General features: G+C 68.3%; 24 protein-coding genes and 1 tRNA gene. 15 read left to right on the forward strand and 10 right to left on the reverse strand.

Features of this window, described 5'->3' with window-relative positions; translation table 11 throughout:
• The first annotated feature begins 188 nt into the window (after positions 1 to 188).
• From A4E84_RS20470 to A4E84_RS20485, 4 genes are all read left to right on the forward strand, one after another.
• A complete protein-coding gene (locus A4E84_RS20470) occupies positions 189 to 635 on the forward strand; it encodes a helix-turn-helix domain-containing protein (protein WP_237304964.1) in 447 nt (148 codons plus the stop codon).
• A gap of 238 nt (positions 636 to 873) precedes the next feature.
• Positions 874 to 1,107, forward strand: coding sequence for a hypothetical protein (locus tag A4E84_RS20475; protein ID WP_237304965.1), 234 nt, complete (start codon positions 874 to 876; stop codon positions 1,105 to 1,107).
• 15 nt (positions 1,108 to 1,122) lie between these two features.
• On the forward strand, positions 1,123 to 2,556 hold the full coding sequence (locus A4E84_RS20480; RefSeq protein ID WP_062927974.1) for a tyrosine-type recombinase/integrase: 1,434 nt from the start codon (positions 1,123 to 1,125) through the stop codon (positions 2,554 to 2,556).
• Positions 2,557 to 2,804: 248 nt separating this feature from the next.
• Positions 2,805 to 3,083 (forward strand): hypothetical protein, encoded by a 279-nt coding sequence (locus tag A4E84_RS20485; RefSeq protein ID WP_159029598.1) that lies wholly within the window; start codon positions 2,805 to 2,807, stop codon positions 3,081 to 3,083.
• Positions 3,084 to 3,146: 63 nt separating this feature from the next.
• Here the strand turns inward: A4E84_RS20485 and A4E84_RS20490 are convergent, their stop codons facing one another.
• Complete coding sequence (locus tag A4E84_RS20490; protein ID WP_062927976.1) at positions 3,147 to 3,509, reverse strand: DUF6344 domain-containing protein; 363 nt, start codon at positions 3,507 to 3,509, stop codon at positions 3,147 to 3,149.
• A 337-nt stretch (positions 3,510 to 3,846) separates the two neighbouring features.
• On the opposite strand from A4E84_RS20490, the gene A4E84_RS43930 reads away from it, so the two are divergent.
• Positions 3,847 to 3,975 (forward strand): DLW-39 family protein, encoded by a 129-nt coding sequence (locus A4E84_RS43930; RefSeq protein WP_003999697.1) that lies wholly within the window; start codon positions 3,847 to 3,849, stop codon positions 3,973 to 3,975.
• Positions 3,976 to 4,182: 207 nt separating this feature from the next.
• Positions 4,183 to 5,466, forward strand: a complete 1,284-nt coding sequence (locus A4E84_RS20495; RefSeq protein ID WP_062927977.1) for a hypothetical protein — start codon at positions 4,183 to 4,185, stop codon at positions 5,464 to 5,466.
• A gap of 27 nt (positions 5,467 to 5,493) precedes the next feature.
• On the opposite strand, the gene A4E84_RS20500 is transcribed toward A4E84_RS20495, so the two are convergent.
• Both A4E84_RS20500 and A4E84_RS20505 read right to left on the reverse strand, forming a co-directional pair.
• Entirely contained in the window at positions 5,494 to 6,972 is a 1,479-nt protein-coding gene (locus A4E84_RS20500) for a serine/threonine-protein kinase (protein WP_062927978.1), read from the reverse strand.
• Positions 6,973 to 7,226: 254 nt separating this feature from the next.
• Entirely contained in the window at positions 7,227 to 7,775 is a 549-nt protein-coding gene (locus A4E84_RS20505) for a helix-turn-helix domain-containing protein (RefSeq protein WP_033309914.1), read from the reverse strand.
• A 181-nt stretch (positions 7,776 to 7,956) separates the two neighbouring features.
• Between A4E84_RS20505 and A4E84_RS20510 the strand changes: the two genes are divergently transcribed.
• A tRNA-Ala gene (locus A4E84_RS20510) sits at positions 7,957 to 8,029 on the forward strand.
• Positions 8,030 to 8,187: 158 nt separating this feature from the next.
• Here A4E84_RS20510 and A4E84_RS20515 read toward each other — a convergent pair.
• On the reverse strand, positions 8,188 to 8,889 hold the full coding sequence (locus tag A4E84_RS20515; RefSeq protein WP_062927979.1) for a DUF5324 family protein: 702 nt from the start codon (positions 8,887 to 8,889) through the stop codon (positions 8,188 to 8,190).
• Positions 8,890 to 9,226: 337 nt separating this feature from the next.
• Here A4E84_RS20515 and A4E84_RS20520 point away from each other — a divergent pair, with 337 nt between their 5' ends.
• Together A4E84_RS20520 and A4E84_RS20525 are read left to right on the forward strand one after the other, a co-directional pair.
• Positions 9,227 to 9,754 (forward strand): peptidylprolyl isomerase, encoded by a 528-nt coding sequence (locus A4E84_RS20520; protein WP_062927980.1) that lies wholly within the window; start codon positions 9,227 to 9,229, stop codon positions 9,752 to 9,754.
• 88 nt (positions 9,755 to 9,842) lie between these two features.
• Positions 9,843 to 10,733, forward strand: coding sequence for a rhomboid family intramembrane serine protease (locus A4E84_RS20525; protein ID WP_062927981.1), 891 nt, complete (start codon positions 9,843 to 9,845; stop codon positions 10,731 to 10,733).
• Between the two features lie 255 nt (positions 10,734 to 10,988).
• Here the strand turns inward: A4E84_RS20525 and crgA are convergent, their stop codons facing one another.
• Positions 10,989 to 11,243, reverse strand: a complete 255-nt coding sequence (gene crgA, locus A4E84_RS20530) for a cell division protein CrgA (protein ID WP_030846986.1) — start codon at positions 11,241 to 11,243, stop codon at positions 10,989 to 10,991.
• Between the two features lie 139 nt (positions 11,244 to 11,382).
• Here crgA and A4E84_RS20535 point away from each other — a divergent pair, with 139 nt between their 5' ends.
• The 6 genes from A4E84_RS20535 to A4E84_RS20560 are packed head-to-tail and all read left to right on the forward strand — an operon-like array spanning position 11,383 to position 15,657.
• Complete coding sequence (locus A4E84_RS20535; protein ID WP_062927982.1) at positions 11,383 to 12,165, forward strand: DUF881 domain-containing protein; 783 nt, start codon at positions 11,383 to 11,385, stop codon at positions 12,163 to 12,165.
• Between the two features lie 20 nt (positions 12,166 to 12,185).
• The gene (locus tag A4E84_RS20540; protein WP_062927983.1) at positions 12,186 to 12,860 is read left to right on the forward strand and encodes a class E sortase; all 675 of its coding nucleotides are present in this window, start codon (positions 12,186 to 12,188) and stop codon (positions 12,858 to 12,860) included.
• Between the two features lie 17 nt (positions 12,861 to 12,877).
• Complete coding sequence (locus tag A4E84_RS20545; protein WP_037668147.1) at positions 12,878 to 13,075, forward strand: hypothetical protein; 198 nt, start codon at positions 12,878 to 12,880, stop codon at positions 13,073 to 13,075.
• A complete protein-coding gene (locus tag A4E84_RS20550) occupies positions 13,072 to 13,710 on the forward strand; it encodes an aminodeoxychorismate/anthranilate synthase component II (RefSeq protein ID WP_062927984.1) in 639 nt (212 codons plus the stop codon). Before A4E84_RS20545 ends, A4E84_RS20550 begins: the two co-directional genes overlap by 4 nt.
• A complete protein-coding gene (locus tag A4E84_RS20555) occupies positions 13,707 to 14,894 on the forward strand; it encodes a class E sortase (protein WP_062927985.1) in 1,188 nt (395 codons plus the stop codon). The genes A4E84_RS20550 and A4E84_RS20555 overlap by 4 nt, the downstream gene beginning before the upstream one ends.
• Before the next feature lie 13 nt (positions 14,895 to 14,907).
• Complete coding sequence (locus A4E84_RS20560) at positions 14,908 to 15,657, forward strand: class E sortase (RefSeq protein WP_062927986.1); 750 nt, start codon at positions 14,908 to 14,910, stop codon at positions 15,655 to 15,657.
• A gap of 94 nt (positions 15,658 to 15,751) precedes the next feature.
• Here A4E84_RS20560 and A4E84_RS20565 read toward each other — a convergent pair whose 3' ends face one another.
• The 5 genes from A4E84_RS20565 to A4E84_RS20585 form a co-directional block, all read right to left on the reverse strand.
• The gene (locus A4E84_RS20565; protein WP_062927987.1) at positions 15,752 to 16,783 is read right to left on the reverse strand and encodes a restriction endonuclease; all 1,032 of its coding nucleotides are present in this window, start codon (positions 16,781 to 16,783) and stop codon (positions 15,752 to 15,754) included.
• Positions 16,784 to 16,974: 191 nt separating this feature from the next.
• On the reverse strand, positions 16,975 to 19,002 hold the full coding sequence (pknB, locus tag A4E84_RS20570; protein WP_062927988.1) for a Stk1 family PASTA domain-containing Ser/Thr kinase: 2,028 nt from the start codon (positions 19,000 to 19,002) through the stop codon (positions 16,975 to 16,977).
• A 169-nt stretch (positions 19,003 to 19,171) separates the two neighbouring features.
• On the reverse strand, positions 19,172 to 20,644 hold the full coding sequence (locus A4E84_RS20575; protein WP_062927989.1) for a peptidoglycan D,D-transpeptidase FtsI family protein: 1,473 nt from the start codon (positions 20,642 to 20,644) through the stop codon (positions 19,172 to 19,174).
• Complete coding sequence (locus A4E84_RS20580) at positions 20,641 to 22,098, reverse strand: FtsW/RodA/SpoVE family cell cycle protein (RefSeq protein ID WP_062927990.1); 1,458 nt, start codon at positions 22,096 to 22,098, stop codon at positions 20,641 to 20,643. The genes A4E84_RS20575 and A4E84_RS20580 overlap by 4 nt, the downstream gene beginning before the upstream one ends.
• 22 nt (positions 22,099 to 22,120) lie before the next feature.
• Positions 22,121 to 23,677, reverse strand: a complete 1,557-nt coding sequence (locus A4E84_RS20585) for a Stp1/IreP family PP2C-type Ser/Thr phosphatase (RefSeq protein ID WP_174569445.1) — start codon at positions 23,675 to 23,677, stop codon at positions 22,121 to 22,123.
• Between the last annotated feature and the right edge of the window lie 37 nt (positions 23,678 to 23,714).

Raw genomic sequence — 23,714 nt, forward strand, 5'->3', positions numbered from 1 at the left:
CCTGCTGACCTGCGGTATCTACAATCTACGTGTAGACGCATATCGAGTCAAGGGGTACGCACAGGGGCGTGGCTACGCGCCATAGGGGCGCACAGGGGTGGTGTAGTTGCGCCGGGGCACCGTTAAGAACGGGTCATGGATCTGCGATCTACTTGCGTATGTAGATGCCGATGCCCGATCCTCAGAGCGTGACGAGCCCCCAGAACGACCCCGGCGAGACCGACCACCCCGCCGAGGACCGAGCCCACCGCGGCGAGGACCTGGCGGCACTCCTGGAGCGCCTACTCGCGGAGGCGCCCGACAGGACGCAGAAAGACCTGGCCGGTGCGGCAGGCATCTCCTACCCGACCCTCAACGCCTGGATGAACAGGACCAGAGGGACCTCCCGTGTCGCCCCAGAGACGTTGCGCGCCCTCGTGGACGCCTTCCGTCATTGGGGGGTGGGGGTCACACCCAAGGAGATGTTCGAGGCCGCCGGAAGACCGGTGCCCGGGCGGACCGACGAGGAGCGCGAGGGCCGGCTGCTGACCTTGTACCGACAGTTGCCGGAGAACAAGCAACGCGATTTGATCAAGTTCGCCGAAGCCATGCTCCGAGACGCTGCGGCAGCTGTCCAAGTCAGTCGCGTTTCATAGCAGTTAGTAAGGGTTGCCTTAACTCGCTCGGTCTGTTTTAAGTGACCCAGAATGTCCGAAATGAGGATACCTATCAGGAATAGCTCGCCCTTAAAACAAACCGTTGATTGATCTTCCTATCGGTCTCCCTAGAGCCTTCACACACAGGTACGATCAGTCACCCGCTGTCCTCCCGGAGCGGAACATTCCGTGCCCGCACGCACATCCTTGGGGGACACCTGTGTGCATCCGCATCGCCGTGGTCGACGATCTCCCGACGATCGCCCATTGGGACCCGGACGAGGTCACCATCCTCGTCAACAGGGGCACCCACCCCCACGACCTGATCAGAGAACTGCACGCGATCCTCGCGGTCGACCTTGGCGCACCAGCCATTCCCGGCGCCGGCCTCTTCTGCTTCTGCGGTACACGCGTCGAGCTCCCGAGCGAGTTCACGGTCACCGCACTGCCCGCTGGCGCCTCGATTCTCTGATCAGGAGCACGCCCGATGGTGCGCAAGAGGGCCCAGGCCCGGGCCAGCAACAACCCACGCCCCAACCCGAGCATGAAGTGCGGCTGCCCGCCCTGCCTGAAAAAGTTCCCAGGCGACCGGCCACCCACCGACGAGCACACCGGCAGCTGGGAAGCGCGGTACACCGATCCGTCCGGCAGGGAACGAAGCAAGACGAAGCCGACCTTCACGGCTGCCGTCGAGTTCCTGGAGCAGACCCGCACCGAGATGCGGCAACGCACGTGGATCGACCCGGCCCGCGGGGAGGTCACCCTCGCCGCCTGGTGGAAGCTGTGGTGGCCGACCCAGACAAAGGGCTGCACCCGGATCGAGGATTGGTCCCAGTCCCAGCTGCGCGACGAGGGCATGTGGCGGAACCACATCGAGCCCACCTTCGGCAGCGTCCGGCTGTTCGAGCTGGCCTGGCGAGAGATCCAGCTCTGGGTGAACGCGCTGCACGATGAGAACGGCGGGCCGCTGGCCGCCAGCTCGGTCACGAAGTGCTTCCAGGTCCTGGACCGGATGATGGAGGACGCGAAGCGGGATCGTCGTCTCCCCTTCAACCCGGCGGAGGGCGTGAAGCTCCCGACGATCAAGAAGAAGCACCCCGAGGACCGGCGGCCGCCCTCCTACGCTCAGCTGTGGCTGATCAGGCAGAAGCTGCCCGAGCACTTCCACAACCTGCTGATCGTCGCACAGGAGACCGGCCTTCGCTTCCAGGAGCTGGCCGGCCTGCGCTGGAGCAACGTCGACTTCGAGGGCCGCCGCATTCACGTGCGCGAGGTCCTGGTCGAGCCGCGCGGCAAGATCAAGCGGAAGGCGTATCCGAAGAGTGACGCTGGTCTGCGCACGGTGCCCATGACCGGTCTGGCCGCCAGGGTGTTGCGCGAGGTGTGGGCCGAGGAGAGCGAGGAGGGCACCCCCAGCCGGGCTGTGTCCGAGTTGAAGGACGGGCTGTGCGAGGACGAGCTGGTCTTCCACGGCCGAAACAAGGTGCGCCGCGGCTCGAAGGTGAACGGCGGTGCGGGCGAGCCGTACCGGGCACCGCTGCGGCGGTCGGCGTTCCGGCGGCTCTGGATCGACGCCATCACGAAGGCCGGCGTCGTTCGCACGACCGTGAAGACGGTCAAGGTGCAGCGGGTCGACGAGCAGACGGGCCGGGCGCGGGTGGTCGAGCTGGAGCGGACCGACTGGTGGCCGGACTTCCATGACGTGCGGCATGCGTTTGCGTCCCGGTTGCACGACCGCGGTGTGCCGGAGGTGATCACGCAGGAGATCCTCGGGCACGAGCGCGCGGGCGAGGTGACGTGGATCTACACGCACGCGGCGGCGGACTACGCGGGCCAGGTCCTGGCGGCGCTGGAGGATGGCAAGCCGGGTGCGGTGGCCCGGGCGCCGAAGCGCCGGCTGCGGGTGGTGTCGGCGGCGTGAGCCACCCCGGGAGTACCCCGGAACTACCCCGGGAGACGGGTACGTTCCACAGGGGTCGGGTGGTTATCCACAAGGTAGACGGGCGTAGATGTGGATAAGCACCGCAGGTCAGGTGACCTGCGGAGATCATCCGGAGAGAGCTGTTTCCTGATAAGGATGAGGCCACAGGTTCAAATCCTGTTAGCCCCACCAGCATGAAACCCCCAACCAGTCATGGTTGGGGGTTTTCGTCGTTCAGGGAGGTCTGCGTGACCGTGCGAGCAGTCGCCCGAGCGACCGGCGGAATGCTGCGGCGGTGGCTGGGCCGGGGCAGGTGGGGATGGCTGGTCTTCATCGCCTCTCAGGTCTACTTGGGGCGGGATGCTTGGGCCAAGGCCCTGGACGGGGACCCGCGCATGCTGGGCGCCCTCGCCTTCTCCACCCTCCTGGTGGGCTGGGCCGTCTGGTACAGGGTCCGCTGGGCCCGGCGGACACGTCGCGCCGGATGTGCAGGTCAGGAGGGCGCGGACGGGTCGGGACATGCGTAAGCCCGGCTGCTCTGCCGAGCTGCCGGGCTTTGTACGCAGGATCGCCGGGTGTTGTTCGGGGGGTCAGCGCTGGAGGGGCGTGAGATGGTCCGCTTCCGCGTCGGGGTCCTCGTCGGTGGAGTCCGTGGCGGGGGAGACCGTCGTGTCCGCGGGCGAGCGGTGCCGGCAGCGGGGGGTCTTGCCGTGCGCCTCGGCGCGGATGCGCTGCTTCATCGTGGGGGGCAGGGCCCTGGGTGAGGACCAGGGGAACGTCGCCGGTGCCGCCGTCCGCTGCTGCGGGATGCTCGCGCCGTTGCTGTTGCTCTTCTGCTCGGTCTGCGGTACGGCCGCGGCGGCGGTCGTGGTGACGAGTCCGAGCGCCGTGCACAGCGCGAGGAAGGCGGTGACGATGGTGGTCCACAGCTTCATGACCTTGTTCCGGGCCATGGCCCCTCACTTTCGGGTTGGGCGATTTGCGTACTTTCCTCATGATGTGTATGGGGGTCGAGAAGTGGTGGATCTCCGCCCGTGGCGCGTCGATGTTCTGATGAACACCACCCGGATGGACGCAAGAGCGGAGAAAAGGTGAGGATAGGGGTGAAGGGAGGTCAAAGCAGCCGCCCGTCGAGGTGTGATCACCCTCCGATCGGAGCGGTGGACTCCGCTTCTATCCCGGTTCTCGGGACGGGAGTTGAGGGCCGACTCAGGTCACCGATCGGTATCGGTCGGTGTGTATAGTCGGGCGCCAGAGGTCCCCTACGTCAACGAAAGACGAGGTCGCGCGGTGAAGAAGCTTCTCCTGGTCGCACTGGCCGCCATCGGCGGGCTCCTCGTGTACCGCCAGATCCAGGCGGATCGCGCCGAGCAGGATCTGTGGACGGAGGCGACTGACTCCGTGCCCACGGGTTCGTGAGTCACGACAACTCATACCGAGCACACCCCGGCCGCCTCGCGGTCGGGGTTTTGTGTGCCGAGAGCCGGTCGTGAACCAGGCCGGCGCGGCAGGATGGGCCACGGCTTCACGGCTCTGGGGTCCGGCGACGGTGAGGGGTGGCGCGTGAGAGGACGGTGCCGTACGGCGTGGGGACGGCGCGCGGGGGCGTGGCGCCACCGTCCGACGGTGGCCGTGCGCCTGGGAGCCCTGGCCGTGGTCCTCGGGGCGACAACCGCCGCGGGGCCGGTACCGGCCGCTGCTGCCGGACCGGCCTCCGCAACGCCGAGCCCGTACGCCTTCGCCGACGGCGCACAGAGCATCGAGGGAGCGAGAAGCACAGGCAACGCCGCCCTCCTGAAGCCCGGCGGGACCTACAAGAGCTCCCTGCCGAGCAGCGGCAAGGTCAGCTACCGCCTCGACCTCGACGCCGTGTCGAACGCCTACGTCTCCGTCACCGCCGTCCCCTCCCCCGACAGCACCGTCTCCGTCATCGACGGAGTCAAAGTGACCGTCCAGGACGCCGAGGGGAACACCTGCTCCGTGGACAACACGAGCTTCGGAATCGCCCGCAGCCCCCATCCCGTCGCGGCGTGGGGCATGCGCGAGATCTCGCCCAGCAGAGCGCTCTGCCGGAAGGCCGGCGCCTACTACGTGTCCGTCGAGCGCGTCGACCCCGACGGCGAGGGCTCCTCACCGGACGCCTGGGATCTGGAACTCGTCGCCATGACGGAACCGCGGACGGCGAAGACCGGGCCGACCAGCGCGCCCGAGGTATGGAACTCCGCCACCCCCCAGCCGCTCCAGGGAGAAGCCGAGCGCCGCAAGGGCGGCGCGGGATTCACCGGTGCCACACCCATCGACCAGGGCGTCTGGCAGGACGACATCCGACCCGGACAGACACTCTTCTACACGGTGCCGGTCGACTGGGGACAGCAGATCTCCGTCACCGCGGAACTCGGCAGCACCGACTCCGGCAGCACCGGCTACACCCCCGACGCCCTGGACCTGACCCTCTACAACCCCGCGCGCGCGGACGTCGCCGACGTCGGCGTGGGCTACAACGGCGGCCAGAACTCCGGAAGCCTGCCTCCCCTGCCACCGGTCGACCACGCCAACCGCTACGCCGCCACCGCACAGGTGAGCACGCTGCGCTTCGCCGGCTCCCACTACCTCGTCGCCCACCTCTCGGAAGGCGTCGCCGGCACCTACGGGGACGGGCCGTTCCCGATGACCCTGCGCGTCCGGGTGAGCGGGCAGCCGCAGAGCGGCCCCGAGTACGCGGGGGAGTCCGAGCCGACGGGCGTCTTCGAGGTCTCGGACCAGGACCGGGAGGCAGCCGCGGAGGGCGTCGCCGCGGGCGATGAAACCGCCATGAGGGCGCTCGCCGTGGGCGGCATCGGCACCGGGAGCGCACTGCTGGTGGGACTCGGCGTGTGGACCGTGCTCGCCCGGCGCGGAACTGCCGCGTAGGGCGGGCGCCGGGCCCCTCCAACGGCCTCAGATCCGGGTCAGTGCCCAGAACCCCACGGCGTAACAGGCCAGCGCGAGGAGCAGGACCGGGATCGCCACCCTGGCCGGAGGGCCGGGGCGGGAAGGCCGTCGGGCCCGGTGCCGTGACGGCGTCTGGCCGCTCGGCCGCGACTGCGGGGCCTGCGGGGACCGGGCGGTGTACGAGGCTGTCGAGGCGTCCGTGCGGTACTGCTCCGCAGGAGGCAGGGGCGGGCCGGAGTACACCGGTGGCAGCGGCTGTGCGGGTGACAGCCGGTGCGTGGGGTCGTAGGGGGAGACGGGCGGCTGCTGGTGCGGTGCCGCCGCCTGCTGCCCGGGGGCAGGGGAGGAGGTCACGGTGGCCTGCGGAGGCGGCAGATGGAAGCTGCCGGTGTCCGACATGGAAGGCGGCTGGGCGGAGCCGCCTGACGGGTCGGCGGCACGACGCGGATCGCTGCTTGTCTCCCGTGCGTGGCGCCGGTAGGCCTCGGCGGACCCCGCGCCGGACACCGACAGCGCACCCTCGTCCTCTCCCTGCCGTGACCCCTCCTCGCCTCTCCCCGCGGAGTCGGACCGCTCCTCTCCCAGGCCCAGCCCCTTCGCCCGCTCCAGTGGCCCTTCGGCGGCAAACCCCCTTGGCAGCGGGCCGAGTTGGTCGAAAATCTCGATCAGTTCGTCGTCCGGCCCCGGCTCCGGCAGGAGCTCCGCAGCGGCCGCCAGCGCCTTGCGCGCCCCCGTGGCCGTACGGAACCGCGCCTCCGGATCCGGCTGCAGCAGCGTGGCCACCACCTGCCACAGCGGCTCCGGAATGCCCTGGGGCGCACCAGGCGTCCCCTGCTCGGCGAAGTACTGGATGAGCGCCTTGCTGTCCGGCTTGGCGCCCTCCAGCAAGTACAGCGCGACCAGCCCCACGGCGAACAGATCGGCGGTGAAGTCCGGTTCGGCGCCCATCATCTGCTCGGGCGCGAGATAACCGGGCGTCCCCACCACGAGGTTGGTCTCCGTCAGGCGGGGCTCGCCCAGCCGCATCGCGATGCCGAAGTCGGACAGTCGCAGCCGCGGCCGGCCCGTGCCGGTGGCCTCCAGCAGCACGTTGGCGGGTTTCACGTCACGGTGCACCACACCCTCCGCGTGCACCGCGGCCAGACCCGCCAGCAGCTGGTCCAGCAGAGTGCACACGAAAGCCGGCGGCAGGGGACCGTAGTCCCCGACGAGGTGGACGAGTGATCCGCCCGCGACCAGGTCCATGGTGAACAGGACCTTGTCGTCGTCTGCGGCCCAGCTGGTGGGGGCGAGCACATGAGGATGGTCGATCCGCAGCGCCTGCTCCCTCACGAAGCGCAGCAGCGAGTGCGCGTCGCTCTGGAGCAGAACCTTGGCCGCCACGTAGCGACGCCGGCGATGGTCCCAGGCGCGCCACACGGCGCCGACCCCTCCGCGCCCGATCGGGTCGACCAGTTCGTACCGGCCGGCGAAGACCTCACCCATGGCTGTACGTCGCTCCTCCCCCTGCGGCTTCCCCCCTTGCTTCCCCCCGGCGAGCGCTACGACTCCCCGACGGACGAAACAGCTCCCCCGAGCCCCCCACGCCCCCCGACCCCCCGATGAGCGATACATCCCCCTCGCGTCGAACGGTCCCCCGTACGGAACACGCCCCCACGTGCCCGTCCGTACCGTGACGCATCCCCCGTCACCTCACCCGCCGCCCGCTGCCGAACCCCCTTCGGCGACCGGCGGCGGGATCAGTTCTGGTGGGACTGGTAGTGCGAGACCGCGTCCGAGGTGCGGCCGGCGCCGTAGACCCGGAGGAACTCTGCCAGCTCCGGGTGGGTCGGGGCGAGAGTGTCGGCGGCATCGATGATGTCGCCCGCCGCCGCCACCGACCGCAGCAGCGACTGGATCTCGCGCACAACACGCTTGACCGTGGGCGCCCCCGAACTGCTCGTCGTCTGCGTGGTGTTGCTGAGCACCGACCCCCCTTGTGACTTCTTGATCTCCTCCATGCGCTCGGTGGCCTCGGCCGCGCTCACACTGCCGTCCGCGACCTGCCCCGCCAGGTCCTGCAGCAACTGCACCCGCTGCACCACAGCCGGGTTGCCGATCTTCGCCCGCTGACCGCTCATCAGCTGCGACAGCATCGGCGCGGACAGTCCCAGAACCCCCGCGAGACGAGCCTGGTTGAGACCAAGATCGTCGATAAGCCTACGGAAGAGCGCCCCCAGCGGCTCCCCGTACCAGTTCCGCTGCAGTTCCCGCGCTCTTGCGGTCGCTTCCTGCTGTGCGGCGTCCATTGCGTCTCCCCATCGCTTCCCCATGTACGGCGGTTCGCGGTAGCGAACCACGCCGAGCATCTTACGGAGAGTGGTCGTCGACGGGGACCCCCAATCTTTTTGCGGAACCACGGGGGGGACCCGGTACTCTGGTCTCCGACGCCCGCCGGGACGCGATCTTTCCGGTCGGACGTCCCCCCACGGGGCCTTAGCTCAGTTGGTAGAGCGCTGTCTTTGCATGGCAGATGTCAGGGGTTCGACTCCCCTAGGCTCCACACCGAAAATGCCCTCCGAACTGCGAAAACGCAGTCTCGGAGGGCATTCTTGCGCCCCCGGGCGCATACCGGCGGCGAGTGTTTCACGTGAAACAGCACGGCGGGGCGGGAGACACTCAAGTCTCCCGCCCCGCCGTGCTGTTGAATCCGGTGCGCCCTCAGGAACGATCGTCGCGCCGAGCGGCCTCGTCCTCAGCCTGCTTGGCCTCGACCTCCGGGTCCAGGACCGACGGACCCGTGCCGTCCACGGACGACAGGCGCCCCGACTCGGGGACCTCCGTCGCGGCCGGCGGCTCCACCAGCCAGTCCGGGTTGGCCTGCTTGTCCCACCACTTCCACGCGGCGAAAGCCCCGCCCGCAAGAGCGCCCAGAAGCAGCAGCGACTTCACGGCCTTACCGGCCTTGGCGCGCCGCTCATGCTTACGGACCAGCTTCTGGATCTCCTTGGACGAGACCTGACCGCGCAGCGCGGCCATGGCGGCCACACTGCGGGCCGTTGCCTCGGTCGTGACAGGCACGGCCGCGGCCACCGCCTGCTCGATCCTCGGCCTGGAGTACTCCGCCGCCTGACGGGCAGCCTTACGCGTGCGCTCGGCGGCTTCCTGGGCGGCCTGGTCGACCTTCGGCGGCACATGCGTGCGGGCCTGCTCCAGATACGGCTGCACATGAGCGCCGTACTGGACACGCGCCTGCCCTGCGGCCTGCGTCACCTTGGGCGCTAGCCGTACGCGTGCCTCGTGTGCGTAGTGCGCGGCCCTGTCCTTGGCCGTGTCGGCGTAGGGCGCCACCACTTCCGCGGCGTGCAGCACGCTGTCCTTCGCCGAACCAGTCGCGGCGCGCACGCTGTCGATGCGGGTCACGGGTTCCTCCTCCTCGGTGGCGTACGGTATTTCGACTTTCCACCCTTTTACGGATCATGCCTCCCGGCGCACGACCAGGCATGCGCGGAAGGGCATCCGGGTCACGAGAGTCGGCATCCAACAGCCGATCACGTGCGATAGCGGATGAATAAGGGGCAACAGGAGCTTGTCGTCGACAATGCCACGGATCGCCGCCGAGCGCCCCCGCCCCGGGCCTACTCGACTGGATTTCCGCGACACCGCCGAGGGTTTCCCCCAGCCGCACCGAGGTCGGACGACGCGAAGGCCCGTCCGTGCGAGGATCAGGGAGTCACGGAAAGACAACGGAAGGCAGATCGTGGCTGAGCAGCTCTACGCCACCCTGAAGACCAATCACGGCGACATCGAAGTCCGGCTTCTGCCGAACCACGCGCCCAAGACGGTCAAGAACTTCGTCGAGCTCGCCCAGGGCGAGCGGGAGTGGACCCACCCCGAGACGGGCCAGAAGTCCACGGACAAGCTCTACGACGGCACGGTCTTCCACCGGGTGATCAGTGGCTTCATGATCCAGGGCGGTGACCCGCTGGGCAACGGCACCGGCGGTCCCGGCTACCAGTTCGAGGACGAGTTCCACCCGGATCTGCGCTTCGACAAGCCCTACCTGCTGGCGATGGCCAACGCCGGCCCGGGCACCAACGGCTCGCAGTTCTTCATCACCGTCTCCCCGACGGCATGGCTGAACCGCAAGCACACCATCTTCGGCGAGGTCACCGACGCGGCCAGCCAGAAGGTCATCGACACCATCGCCACCACCCAGACCAACCCGCGCACCGACCGCCCGCTGAACGACGTGGTCATCGAGTCGGTCGTCATCGAGACCCGCTGAGCGCGAAGGCTCCCGCAGGGAACCAATCGCCCCGCCCATCCGTAAGGATGAGCGGGGCGGGCTTTTCTCACACGACCTAGGGGAGACCATGGACGACCAGGCTGCGGGCAGCCCGCAGGACGCCCACAGCGTCCCCATGTGCTACCGCCACCCGGACCGCGAGACAGGCATCCGCTGCACGCGCTGCGAGCGCCCCATCTGCCCGGAATGCATGGTCAACGCCTCCGTCGGCTTCCAATGCCCCGAGTGCGTCCGAACCGGCTCCGGCACAGGCCACTCGCCCACGGCCGCCATGCCCCGGACGATCGCCGGCGGCTCCATCGCCGCCGACCCCCGGCTGCTGACCAAGATCCTCATCGGGATCAACCTGGCCGTCTTCATCGCCGTCCAGGTCCACGAGTCGCTGCTCAACGACATCGTCCTCCTCGGCGCCTGGCCACCCGCGCCCTTCACGCCCACACAAGGCGTGGCGGGAGGCGAGTGGTACCGCATGGTGACCTCGATGTTCACCCACCAGGAGATCTGGCACATCGCGTTCAACATGCTCAGCCTGTGGTGGCTCGGAGGCCCGCTCGAAGCGGCACTGGGCCGCGCCCGCTACCTCGCGCTCTACTTCATCTCCGGACTCGCGGGCAGCGCGCTGGCCTACCTGCTGGCCTCCCCCAACACGGCGACCCTCGGTGCCTCCGGCGCGATCTTCGGCCTCTTCGGCGCGACGGCCGTCCTGATGCGCCGGCTCAACTACGACATGCGGCCGATCATCGCGCTGCTGGCGATCAACCTGATCTTCACCTTCAGCCCGGGCTTCAACATCTCCTGGCAGGCCCACATCGGCGGCCTGGTCGCCGGAGTCGTCGTCGGGTACGCCATGGTCCACGCCCCCCGCGAACGCCGGGCACTGGTCCAGTACGGCACCTGCGCCCTGGTCCTGGGAGCGGTCGTGCTGCTGACCGTACTGAGGACGGCGCAGCTCACCTGAGCAGGCGTTATCCACAGCGGGTGTCGGATCTTGTGCATACGGTGCGGGAACACATGTGCCCCCCGTCACTGACCCGCGTTTCTGCAGGCCAGGCGGGGGGGCGAACAAGTTTTCGAGTGCCGGTACTTCCGTCATACCGGCGTCAACGCCCAGCGGGTTATCCACAGATCGTCTTCATTATCCCCATGTGGATAACTGCTGTGGATAACTCAGCGAACACCCCTGGGCAGAGCTGCGTTCACCGTGCGATGACCGCTACTTCCACTGGGTCGAGACACCGAATCCGGCGGCGATGAAGCCGAAGCCCACCACGATGTTCCAGTTGCCCAGCGAGTCGATGGGCAGTGAGCCGTCGGTGACGTAGAAGACGACGATCCAGGCCAGGCCGATGAGGAACATGGCCAGCATGACCGGCGCGACCCAGGCACGGTTGCTCAGCTTGATGGCGGTCGTCTGCTTGGCAGGCGGCGGCGTGTAGTCGGCCTTCTTGCGGATACGTGACTTCGGCACGAGGGTCTCTCCTGTCGATGCGCTGCGTGGCCGCGCAGGTAACTGGGTCGGTCTCGGGGCAGCGTAAGGGGACTCCGATTGCTCCCCCGGGCGTCCGTTAGCGTAGTGCTTCCGCCGCGCCGAAGGAGATAAGGGTACGTTGAGCAATTCTGCCGACTCCCCCGGGACGGGATCCACCCCTGAGCGCGCGCGGCGTTTCCGGCCTGTGCGCGTCCTCACGGCGGCCGTGTTCGCTCTCGCGGGTCTCATCTTCTTCACCAGCTTCAACACCGCCAAGGGCACCAACATTCGCACGGACGCCTCCTTGCTGAAGCTGTCCGACCTCATCCACGAGCGCAGCCAGGAGAACGGCGCGCTGGACGAGACCAACGGGGCCCTGCGCAAGGACATAGAGGCCCTCGCCGAGCGGGACGACGGCAGTACCAAGGCGGAGGACGACAAGCTCTCGGCGCTGGAGAAGCGCGCGGGCACGCAGAAGCTCAAGGGTGATTCGCTCACGGTCACGCTCAATGACGCCCCGCCGGACGCCACGGCCAAGTTGCCCGGCTATCCGGAGCCGCAGCCCGACTACCTGGTCATCCACCAGCAGGACCTCCAGGCCGTGGTGAACGCGCTGTGGCAGGGCGGGGCCAAGGGCATCAAGGTGATGGACCAGCGGCTGATCTCCACCAGCGCGGTGCGCTGCGTGGGGAACACCCTGATCCTGCAGGGGCGTGTCTACTCGCCGCCGTACAAGATCACGGCGGTCGGGGACCCGGGCAAGCTGCAGAAGGCGCTCGCGGCCTCGCCGGCGATCCAGAACTACATGGTCTACGTCAATGTCTACGGGCTCGGATGGAAAGTCGAGGAGAACGGCCCGGTGACTCTGCCGGGCTACTCGGGCACAGTGGATCTGCGTTACGCGAAGCCTGTGGAGCAGTAGCCGGACCGGGGGAGCTGCCGGTGCGCGTGATCGTCAGGACCGTCAGCGAACTGTGCATCACCGTCGGCAGCCTGATCGTGCTGTTCGTCGTCTACGTGCTCTTCTGGACCGGCGTGAAGGCCGACGGCGTCATGGACGACCAGATCGACCTGCTCCGTAAGGAGTGGTCGAAGCCCCGTCCGCCGGCCGGCGGACCCGCGAGTCCTGGGAAGCCCGCGCCCTACGCCAAGGGCAGGCCTTTCGCGATCATGTACGTCCCGCGGCTTGGTTTCACGTGGAACAAGCCCGTGCTCGAAGGCACCGCCACCGGCACGCTGAAGAAGGGCCTCGGCCACTACGCGGAGACCGCCCAGCTCGGGCAGAGGGGCAATTTCGCGGTCGCCGGTCACCGCCGTACCCACGGCGACCCCTTCAAGGACTTTCCCGAGCTCAGACGGGGTGACGCCGTGGTGCTGACCGACGGTACGACCTGGTTCACGTATCGGATCGACAAAGGCCCGTACAAAACAGTGCCCTCGGACATCGAGGTGATCGACCCTGTCCCACGTACATCCGGGTACACGCGTTCGGGCCGGTATCTGACGCTGACCACGTGCGAACCGGAGTGGGGGCACAGTCATCGGCTGATCGTCTGGGCGCACCTGGACTCGACCCAGCCTGTGGAGGCCGGGAAACCGGAGGCGCTGCGCCGTTAGTCTGGTGGCTGTACGGCGTGGGTCTGGTGCCGTGGTACGACGGAAGGGACGGCATGTACGGCTGGATCTGGCGGCATCTGCCGGGGAACACGTGGGCGAAGGCAGTGATCTCACTCGTCCTGGTCGTGGCCGTGGTCTACGTCCTCTTCCAGTACGTCTTCCCGTGGGCGGAGCCGCTGCTGCCCTTCAACGATGTGACGGTGGACAACCAGTGAGTGCGCGCATTCTCGTCGTCGACAACTACGACAGCTTCGTCTTCAACCTGGTCCAGTACCTGTATCAGCTGGGCGCCGAGTGTGAGGTCCTGCGCAACGACGAGGTGTCGACGGCGCATGCCCAGGACGGTTTCGACGGGGTTCTGCTCTCTCCGGGACCCGGCACGCCGGAGCAGGCGGGTGTCTGCGTGGACATGGTCCGGCACTGCGCCGACACGGGTGTTCCGGTCTTCGGTGTCTGCCTGGGCATGCAGTCGATGCAGGTGGCGTACGGCGGTGTGGTGGATCGTGCGCCGGAGCTGCTGCACGGCAAGACCTCGCTGGTCGAGCACGGTGGCGGCGGCGTCTTCGCCGGCCTGCCCTCCCCCTTCACGGCGACGCGCTACCACTCGCTGGCCGCCGAGCCGGCCACGGTTCCGGCGGTGCTGGAGGTCACGGCCCGTACGCACGACGGCATCGTGATGGGCTTGAGGCACCGCGAACTGCCGGTCGAGGGTGTGCAGTTCCACCCTGAGTCGGTGCTGACCGAGCACGGGCACCGGATGCTGGCCAACTGGCTGGTGGAGTGCGGGGACCAGGGTGCGGTGACGAGGTCGGCCGGGCTCGCCCCGGTGGTGGGCAGGGCCTCGGCGTGACTGCGCTGCGCCCCGAGCGCGAGTCCGACACCTCGTACGGGCAGCAGTCGTACGGGGTGTCGGGTGCGTTCGAGGACTGGTCGGGCGCAGGGGGGTACGGTGCGTCCCCGCAGGGGGAGCCGTACCCGCCGGGGCCGGGTCCAGGACCGGGGCCGGGGCCGGGGCCGCAGCCGCAGTCCGGTCCGCGGCATCCGGGGCAGTACGCGTCCTACGAGCCCGTCCCGGAGGAGCCGTATCTGCCGCCCGTCGACGAAGAGACGGTGGCGTTGCGGATACCGGAGCCACCGACGGAGTCGGGGGACTCCGTGGCGGGCTCTGCGGCGTCTTCGGGCTCGCGGCGGGACGGATCCGCCCAGGGCGGCCGTGCGGCCCGCAGGAAGGCCGCCAAAGGCCGTCATGGGCGCCATGGCGGTGCGCCGGACCCCTCTTCGGCTGCCCAGGCCGACGACGGGGGCCGTTCGCGGGCGCCGTTGTCGCGGGTCGAGGCGCGGCGGCAGGCGCGGGCGCGCAAGCCCGGTCCGGCGGTCGTCGCGAGCCGGGCGATAGGCGAGGTGTTCATCACCACCGGCGTGCTCATGCTGTTGTTCGTCACTTACCAGTTGTGGTGGACGAACGTGCGGGCGCATGCCCAGGCCGGCAAGGAGGCCAGCAGCCTGCAGAACGACTGGGCGAGCGGCAAGCGCAACCCGGGGGCGTTCGAGCCGGGGCAGGGCTTCGCCATCCTGCACATCCCGAAGCTGGACGTGGTGGTCCCGATCGCCGAGGGCACCAACAGCAAGGGCGTGCTCGACCGCGGCATGGTCGGCCACTACGCGGAGGGTGCGCTGAAGACGGCGATGCCAGGCGACAAGACCGGGAACTTCGGGCTGGCGGGCCACCGCAACACCCATGGAGAACCGTTCCGGTACATCAACAAGCTCGCTCCGGGCGATCCGATCGTCGTGGAGACGCAGGACGAGTACTTCGTCTACAAGATGGCGTCGATCCTGCCGGTTACGCCGCCGAGCAACACGAGCGTCCTGAATCCGGTGCCCACGGGGTCCGGTTTCACCAAGCCCGGCCGTTACATCACGCTGACCACGTGCACGCCGGAGTTCACCAGCAAGTACCGGATGATCGTCTGGGGCAAGATGGTCGAGGAACGGCCGCGCAGCAAGGGCAAGCCGGATGCGCTCGTCAGTTAAGGGCAGATGACCAGTGGCAGCGACCACCGACACGGATCACGAGAAGCACACCGGCGCGGCGTCGCGGCCGCCTGCGGCACGTCGCAGGCCCGGCCCGTTCGCGATGGCGGTCAGCTTCTTCGGGGAACTCCTCATCACCGCGGGCCTGGTCCTCGGGCTGTTCGTCGTCTACTCGTTGTGGTGGACGAACGTGGTCGCCGACCGTGCGGCGGGCAAGCAGGCGGACAAGGTCCGTGAGGACTGGGCTCATGGCCGGGGTGGGCCGGGTGCGCTGGACACCAGGAACGGCATCGGCTTCCTGCACGTGCCGGCGATGAGGAACGGCGAGGTCCTGGTCGAGAAGGGTACGTCGAACAAGATCCTCAACGATGGTGTCGCCGGCTACTACACCGACCCCGTCAAGGCGACCCTGCCGATGTCGGGCAAGGACGGCAACTTCTCCCTCGCCGCCCACCGGGACGGCCACGGCGCCGCGTTCCACAACATCGACAAGATCGAGAAGGGCGATCCGATCGTCTTCGAGACGAAGGACAAGTGGTACGTCTACAAGACCTACGCCATCCTTCCCGAGACCTCGAAGTACAACGTCAAGGTCCTCTCGCCGGTGCCGATGGAATCCGGCAGGAAGAAGCCCGGCCGCTACATCACGCTGACGACCTGCACGCCGCTGTACACGAGCACGTACCGGTACATCGTGTGGGGTGAGCTGGAGCGGGTGGAGAAGGTGGACGCGGACCGGACACCGCCGAAGGAACTGGGCTGACTGCGCTCCTTGGGGGAGGCCGCCCGCTAGCATGACGGAGGCCCGAAGCCGCAACTTTCTCTTGCGGCTTCGGGCCTTTGTCACGGTAGGGCCGTCATTCCAGGACGGTCAGGGCCGCCCCGGCGCTCCATTCCTCCAGAAGCCCGCGATGTACGGCGGTGATGCCGCTCTCGGCTGCGATGTTGAGGGCGTCGCGGGTGTAGGGGCAGGTCGCCACGAACAGGGCCACCTCGGAGTCGTGCAGGACCTTGGCTGCCCCGAGGAACTTCTGGATCTCGGGGCTGGTGATGGAGAGGTGGGGTGCGAACCTCTTGCACTGGACGACGATGCGCCGTCCGTCGGCTGTGAGCGCGGTGATGTCGATGCCCCGGTCCCTTCCGCCGCCTTGCACGACGACGTTGGTGCAGCCGTCGCGGCGCAGCAGCTCGGCGACGTGTTCTTCGAACTCGCGTCCGTTCATGGCGTCCATGGCGGCCATGACTCCGGCGAGGGGGCGGCCCTCCCGGGGGGCTTCCAGCCGCTGCAGCCGGGTGTGGTGCTGCTGGAGCCGCTTCTCGATGCGCTGGACGCCTGCCCGGAGGGCGGTGAGCTCCCGCCGGTGCTCGCCCGAGGTTTCGATCAGGGCGTTGAACAGGGGGACGACGGTCCTCCCCAGGATGTGGGTGATGCGCTGGTCGATGCGGGCGTCCAGGGAGGCGGCGTCGGCCGGGACGAAGTTTTCCACAGGCTGTGTGCGCGCCAGGTACTCCATGTCGAGGAGGTACACACGCACCTGACGTGCGACGTCGCTGTCCCGGAGCAGCATGGCGATGTTGAGGACGGCGCGCCGGGGGAAGAGTGCGAGGGATCGGGTGCGTGACTGGATTCCACTGAGTTGCTTGAAGTCACTCAGTTCCGTCCCGGTCAGAACTCGGTATCCGCTCGCTTCGAGTTCCGCACGGTGGTCGTGCACAAGGGCACGGATGACTTCCACCGTCACTGAGAAGTAGGACGCCACCATCGCGGTCGTCACGTGCATCCCGTCAGGCAGCAGCGACAGTGCCTTGACCCGGTCGAGCACGTCTGTGCGGTCGAGCACGCTGCCGCGCAGGGTCTGTGATTCCAGCAAGGCCGTTTCGTTGATCACGTTCTGCCCTTCGGCTCGTATGGCCGGGGTGGATTCCGATGCCCCACCCCACCCGGTGAACGAGTCGGGACATATGAAGACACGATCGATGGACGCACGCTTTTTCGGGGATGTCCTCGGTCGTGAAAGGCAGAGCCCCCCGGCCTCTGGGGGCCGGGGGGCTCTGTGGTGTGACGGTGTGGTCGGCGGGGTCAGTCGTCCTCGTTGCTGCCGTTGAGGCCGCCGAAGATGCCGCCGTTGCCATTGCCGCCGTTGTTGTTTCCGCCTCCGCCGCCGACCGTCTGGAGGGCGATCGTCGTCCCTGCCGGGTCGTCGACCTCCTGGTTGGGGCCGGGGTTCTGGCCGACGACGAGGGCGTTGTCGCTCTGGTCGCTGCCGCCCGCGAACTGGATGGTCGTGAAGCCGGCCTGCGCGAGGATCTGCTTGGCCTGGCCGACCGTCTGGCCGACGACCTGCGGGACCTTGACCTTCTGCTGCTGCTTCTTCTTGCCGATCTGGATGTTCACCGACGAGTTCGGGTCGACGGACGTGCCGGCCTGCGGCGTGGTCTGGATGACCTTGCCGACCTGGTTGTCGTCGTCGGTCTCCACCTCGGTGCAGTTGCCGACCAGGTCGCTGGCCTGCATCTGCTGCTTGGCCGCGTCGCAGCTCTGGCCGAGCACATCCGGGACGGTGGACTTCTCGGCTTCCTTGGCGACGGTGAGGGTGATGGTGGAGCCCTTCTCCACCTCTTCACCCGTGGTGGGGTTCTGCTCCAGGACAGTGCCCGGTTTCTCGGGGGACGTGCGGGTCTTCGTCTCGATCTTGAACTCGTACTTGTCGCCCGCCAGCTTGTCCTTGGCCTCGTCGACACTCAGGCCGGTGACGCTGGGCACCGTCACCTTCGGCGCTCCCGTCGACACGACCAGGGAGATGGTGTCGCCCTTGTTGACCTGCGTCTCGGGCACGGGGTCCTGAGAGCAGATCTTGCCCTTGGCCTGGTTGTCGCAGGGCTTGTTGGAGAACTCCAGTTTGAGGTCGGAGTTCGTGGCCAGTTGTTGGGCGCTGTTCTTCGTCTCACCGATGAAGTTGGGCGCCGCGACCTCGTCGTTGCCCACGCCTCCGTCGCCGCTGACCGCCCATCGGCCGATCAGGATCGCCCCGACCAGGACGAGGATGCCCGCCACCACCAGCAGGATCGTGGAGGTGTTGGACTTGCGCTGCTGGCCGCGGCGCCGGTCGGGGCGGTCGTCGTAGCCGTAGCCGCCGTCGTCCGGGTTCATGGGGGGCAGCATGGACGTGGCGCCGGCGCCGGAATCGGCGCGCAGGGCCGTCGTCGGCTGGTCGTCGGGGTAGCCGCCGTAACCCACCGCGCCCATCGCGGCCGTGGCGGCGACGGGCTGGCCGTCGAGACAGGCCTCGATGTCGGCGCGCATCTCGTCGGCCGACTGGTAGCGGTAGTCCGGGTCCTTGACGAGCGCCTTCAGCACGATCGCGTCCATCTCGGGCGTGATCTCGGGGTCGAAGACGCTCGGCGCCTGCGGCTCCTCGCGCACGTGCTGGTAGGCCACGGCCACGGGGGAGTCGCCGACGAACGGCGGACGCACGGTCAGCAGCTCGTAGAGCAGACAGCCGGTGGAGTAAAGGTCGGACCGGGCGTCGACCTGTTCGCCCTTGGCCTGCTCCGGGGAGAGGTACTGGGCGGTGCCGATGACCGCGGAGGTCTGCGTCATCGTCATGCCGGAGTCGCCCATGGCGCGGGCGATGCCGAAGTCCATGACCTTGACCTGGCCGTTGCGCGTCAGCATGACGTTCGCCGGCTTGATGTCGCGGTGGACGATGCCGGCGCGGTGGGAGTACTCCAGGGCCTGGAGGATGCCGATGGTCATCTCCATGGACCGCTCCGGCAGCAGCTTGCGGCCGGAGTGCAGCAGTTCACGCAGGGTCGAGCCGTCCACGTACTCCATGACGATGTACGGGATCGACACGTTGTCGATGTAGTCCTCGCCCGTGTCGTAGACCGCGACGATCGCGGGATGGTTGAGCGAGGCGGCCGACTGGGCCTCCCGGCGGAACCGGGCCTGGAAGGAAGGGTCACGCGCGAGATCCGCGCGCAGCGTCTTCACCGCCACGGTGCGGCCGAGGCGGGTGTCATGCGCGAGGTAGACCTCCGCCATGCCACCACGCCCGAGCACCTGGCCCAGTTCGTACCGGCCGCCGAGGCGACGCGGCTCTTCCATAGCTACCTACCAGCCCTCTCCGTCGGTCCCGACCGGCATGCTTGTACGGTCGGAGGCTGCCGTCCGGGCCTACCGTACCCGGCTCGCTTTGTGTGACCTGGCCAAGCCCGTCAGCCGATACAGGACCGGTATCGCAACGTGCACCGATGTGAAGCAGGCGTGAGCGGGGTCACTTCTTGATGACCGCCTCCATCACGTTCCTCGCGATCGGTGCCGCGAGGCCGCCGCCGGAGATGTCGTCACGGACGGCGTTGTCGTCCTCGACGACGACCGCCACGGCGACCGGCGCGCTGCCGTCCTCGCCCTTGGCGTAGGAGATGAACCACGCGTAGGGGTTCTCGCTGTTGTCGACGCCGTGCTGGGCGGTGCCGGTCTTGCCGCCCACCTTGACGCCGTCGATCTTGGCCCTGGAGCCGGTGCCCTTGTCGACGACCGTCTCCATCATGGACTGGAGTTTCTGGGCGTTCTCCGCCGACAGGGGCTGGCTCAGCTCTTCGGGGTCGGTCTTCTGGATCGGGTCGAGGCCGGGCGACTGGAGCTCGTCGACCATGTACGGCTTCATCAGCTTGCCGTCGTTGGCGACGGCGGAGGCGACCATGGCCATCTGCAGTGGCGTCGCGGCGGTGTTGAACTGGCCGATGGAGGACAGCGCGGTCTGAGACGGGTTCATGTTGTCGGAGAAGACCGAGGCGTTGGCGCGGACCGGCGTGAACTGCTCCTCGTCGAAGCCGAACTTCTTGGCCATGTCCAGCATCTTGTCGTTGCCGAGGTCGGAGCCGATCTTGCCGAAGACGGTGTTGCAGGAGTACTGGAGGGCCACCCGCAGCGTCGCGTTCTTGCAGGGGATGTTGCCCTCGTTGGGCAGCTTGGTGGTGGTGCCCTTCATGATCCACGGGTCGGGCGAGTCGGTCTTGCCGTCCGGGTCCGTGTAGATGCCGTCCTCGAGGGCGGCGGCCGCGGTGACGACCTTGAAGGTGGAGCCCGGCGGGTAGGTCTCGCGCAGCGCGCGGTTGAGCATCGGGTCGTTCGGGTTGTTCTTCTTCTGCAGCTTCTGCCAGGCCGGGGTGTCCGTCGTCGTGGAGTTGCCGGCGAAGGACGACGGGTCGTACGACGGGTAGGAGGCCAGGGCCAGGATCTTGCCCGTGGACGGCTCCAGGGCGACGACGGCGCCCTTGCCGCCCTGCTTCTTGAGGCCGTTGTAGGCGGCCTTCTGGGCGGCGGCGTTCAGGGTGGTGACGACGTTGCCGCCCTGCTGCTTCTCGCCCGTGAGCATGTCGAGGGTGTTGCGGAAGAACAGCCTGTCGTCGTTGCCGGTGAGGATGCCGTCCTCGAGGTTCTCCAGCTGAGTGGCGCCGAAGGCCTGCGAGGCGTAGCCGGTGACCGGCGCCCACATGGGGCCGTCCTTGTAGGTGCGCTTGAACCTGTAGTCGCTGCCCGACGATTCGGCGGAGCCGGTGATCGGCTCCCCGCCGACGATGATGTTGCCGCGGGGGGAGGCGTAGCGCTCGATGGTGACGCGGCGGTTGTTCTTGTCGGTCCGGAGCTCGTCGGCCTGGACGTACTGGATCCAGTTGTCGCGGATCAGCAGTGCCAGAACGAGCAGGCCGCAGAAGATCGCGATCCGGCGCAGGGGCTTGTTCATGACGGGCGGACCACCTGGGTCATCTCGGCGTCGGGGTTGGCGGCGGGGGCGGGGGCCGGGCGGCGGGCCGTGTCGCTGATTCTCAGCAGGATGCCGATGAGGGCCCAGTTGGCGATCACGGAGGAACCGCCGTAGGCCACGAAGGGCAGCGTCATACCGGTCAGCGGGATGAGACCCATGACACCGCCGGCCACGACGAAGACCTGGAGGGCGAAGGCGCCGGACAGGCCGATCGCCAGCAGCTTGCCGAACGGGTCGCGGGCCGCGAGGGCGGTGCGCACACCCCGTTCGACGATCAGGCCGTAGAGCAGCAGGATCGCCATGACGCCCGCCAGGCCCAGTTCCTCGCCGAAGGTGGCGAGGATGAAGTCGGAGTTGGCGGCGAAGCCGATGAGGTCGGAGTTGCCCTGCCCGAGACCGGTGCCGAGCGTGCCTCCGGAACCGAAGGCCCACAGGGCCTGCATGGCCTGCTCGGAGTGGACGATGCCGTCCTGGACGGCGGCGCGGGAGAGTTCGAACTCGCGCATCGGGTCGAGCCAGGCCTGCACGCGCGTCTGGATGTGCGGCTCGAAACTCGCCACGCCGACGGCGCCGACCGCGGACATCAGCAGACCGAAGACGATCCAGCTGGTTCGCTCAGTGGCGACGTACAGCATGATGACGAACATCCCGAAGAACAGCAGGGATGTACCGAGGTCGGTCTCGAAGACCAGGATGAGGATCGACATCACCCAGACGACGAGGATCGGGCCGAGGTCGCGGCCGCGCGGCAGGTACAGGCCCATGAAGCGGCGGCTGGCCAGGGCCAGGGCGTCCCTCTTGACCATGAGGTAGCCGGCGAAGAACACCGCGAGGGCGATCTTCGCGAACTCACCGGGCTGGAGCGTGCCGAGGCCGGGGATCTTGATCCAGATCTTGGCGCCGTAGGTCGGGGCGCTGAGGCCGGGGATCAGCGGCATCACGAGCAGGAGCAGGGCCGCGGCCATGGAAATGTAGGTGTACCGCTGGAGGACCCGGTGGTCCTTCAGGAAGATCAGCACGACCACCAGCAGGGCGACGCCCATCGCCGAGTACAGCAGCTGGCGCGGTGCCGCCTCGACGAAGGTCCTGCTCGCTTGCAGCTTCTCCGACTGGTCCAGCCGCCAGATGACCACCAGACCGAGCCCGTTGAGCAGGGTGGCCAGCGGCAGCATCAGCGGGTCGGCGTACGGTGCGAACTTCCGTACGACGAGATGACCGACGCCCGCGAGCAGGCCGAGCCCGAGTCCGTAGCTCAGCAGGCCCGGAGGCACCGAGTCGTTCAGGGCCAGGCCGACGTTGGCGTAGGCGAACACCGGGATGACGACGGCGAACACCAGGAGCGCGAGCTCGGTGTTGCGTCGGCTCGGCGCGCCGATGGCGCCGATCGTGGACGTGTGGTGCGTCGGCGAGTGCGACGTATTCGTACCGCTCATCGTGTGACAGGGCCTCTCACGGCTACTGCTTACCGCACAGCGAGACGACCTTCTGCTCTTCCTCCGAGAGGCTGGGGCCGGGGCTGGGAGTGGGTGCGGTCGTGGTCGGGGGCGTGGACTTCTCCGGTGCCGACGGTGAACCCGACGGGCTGGACGGGTTCGGCGTCGGTGTGGCCTTGGACGTGAAGGAGGCGGGAGTGGTTCCCGTGGTGCCCCCGGCCTCGCCTTCGCCGGTCTTGGAGTTGTTCTGGCTCTCGGCTTCGCGCCGCTGCGCTTCCTTCTTGCACGCGGAGGCCTGCACCGACAGTTCCTGGATCTTCGCCTGGGCGTTCTTCAGACCGCCCTCGGGGATGGTTGCCTCGACCTGCTTCTGCTGGTAGGGCGGCAGGTACTTGAGTTCGATCTCGGGGTGGTCCTTCTCGACCTTCGAGAGCGAGACCCAGGCCAGGTCCTGGCTGATGCCGCGGTACAGCGCGACGTGCTCGTCCTCGGCGCCGACGTAGTACTGCGTCTGCGTCCAGCGGTAACCGCCGTACAGGCCGCCGCCGATGAGGGCCAGTGCGAGGACGCCGTAGAAGGATCTCTTCAGCCAGCGGCCCTTCTTGCGGGGCTTGGCGAAGTCGTCGTCGCCGTAATCGAAGCCGGAGGCGGGGATGTAGCCGGTGGTGTCTCCGGAGCCGGGCGGGCCGAATTCGCCGCCTCCGCCGCCCTGGCCGTGTCCGTGGCGGCCGAGCCCGGAGGCGCGGCCGGCGGGGGTCTGCATGATGCCGTTGTCGTGCAGCTGGTGCTGGTTCTCGGCGACGGCGCCGACGACGACGGGGGTGTCGGACAGCTGGCCCGCGAGGGTGTCGCCGGTGTCGAGGTCGAGGACGTCGGCGATGATGACGGTGATGTTGTCCGGGCCGCCGCCGCGCAGGGCCAGCTCGATCAGGTTCTGGACGGTCTCCTGGGGGCCCTGGTAGCTGGCGAGGGTGTCCTCCAGGGTCTGGTGGGACACCACGCCGGACAGGCCGTCGGAGCAGATGAGGTAGCGGTCGCCGGCGCGGACCTCGCGGATGGACAGGTCGGGCTCGACGTGGTCGCCGGATCCGAGGGCGCGCATCAGCAGCGAGCGCTGCGGGTGCGTGGTGGCCTCCTCCTCGGTGATGCGGCCCTCGTCGACCAGGCGCTGCACCCAGGTGTGGTCCTGGGTGATCTGGGTGAGGACGCCGTCGCGGAGCAGGTAGGCGCGCGAGTCGCCGACGTGGACCAGGCCGAGGCGCTGGCCCGTCCACAGCAGGGCGGTGAGGGTGGTCCCCATGCCCTCCAGCTGGGGGTCGTCCTCGACCATCGAGCGCAACTGGTCGTTGGCGCGCTGCACCGCCGTGCCGAGCGAGGTGAGGAGGTCGGAGCCGGGGACGTCGTCGTCGAGCGCGACGATGGTGGAGATGGCCTCGGAGGAGGCGACCTCACCGGCCGCGGCGCCGCCCATGCCGTCGGCGATGGCGAGCAGGCGCGGGCCGGCGTATCCGGAGTCCTCGTTGCCCTCCCGGATCATGCCCTTGTGCGATCCGGCCGCGAAGCGCAGTGACAGACTCATGCGCACCTCGCCTGTCGGCTCCGGGTACAGCCGGTCG

Source organism: Streptomyces qaidamensis (genome assembly GCF_001611795.1).
Classification (GTDB): Bacteria; Actinomycetota; Actinomycetes; order Streptomycetales; family Streptomycetaceae; genus Streptomyces; species Streptomyces qaidamensis.

What these genes read in the sequence shown, in the direction of transcription:
- A4E84_RS20480 (WP_062927974.1), top strand. Translation starts at nt 1,123, where the DNA reads ATGGTGCGCAAGAGGGCCCAGGCCCGGGCCAGCAACAACCCACGCCCC.
- A4E84_RS20490 (WP_062927976.1), bottom strand. Translation starts at nt 3,509, where the DNA reads ATGGCCCGGAACAAGGTCATGAAGCTGTGGACCACCATCGTCACCGCC.
- A4E84_RS20500 (WP_062927978.1), bottom strand. Translation starts at nt 6,972, where the DNA reads ATGGGTGAGGTCTTCGCCGGCCGGTACGAACTGGTCGACCCGATCGGG.
- A4E84_RS20505 (WP_033309914.1), bottom strand. Translation starts at nt 7,775, where the DNA reads ATGGACGCCGCACAGCAGGAAGCGACCGCAAGAGCGCGGGAACTGCAG.
- A4E84_RS20525 (WP_062927981.1), top strand. Translation starts at nt 9,843, where the DNA reads ATGGACGACCAGGCTGCGGGCAGCCCGCAGGACGCCCACAGCGTCCCC.
- pknB (WP_062927988.1), bottom strand. Translation starts at nt 19,002, where the DNA reads ATGGAAGAGCCGCGTCGCCTCGGCGGCCGGTACGAACTGGGCCAGGTG.
- A4E84_RS20575 (WP_062927989.1), bottom strand. Translation starts at nt 20,644, where the DNA reads ATGAACAAGCCCCTGCGCCGGATCGCGATCTTCTGCGGCCTGCTCGTT.
- A4E84_RS20580 (WP_062927990.1), bottom strand. Translation starts at nt 22,098, where the DNA reads ATGAGCGGTACGAATACGTCGCACTCGCCGACGCACCACACGTCCACG.
- A4E84_RS20585 (WP_174569445.1), bottom strand. Translation starts at nt 23,677, where the DNA reads ATGAGTCTGTCACTGCGCTTCGCGGCCGGATCGCACAAGGGCATGATC.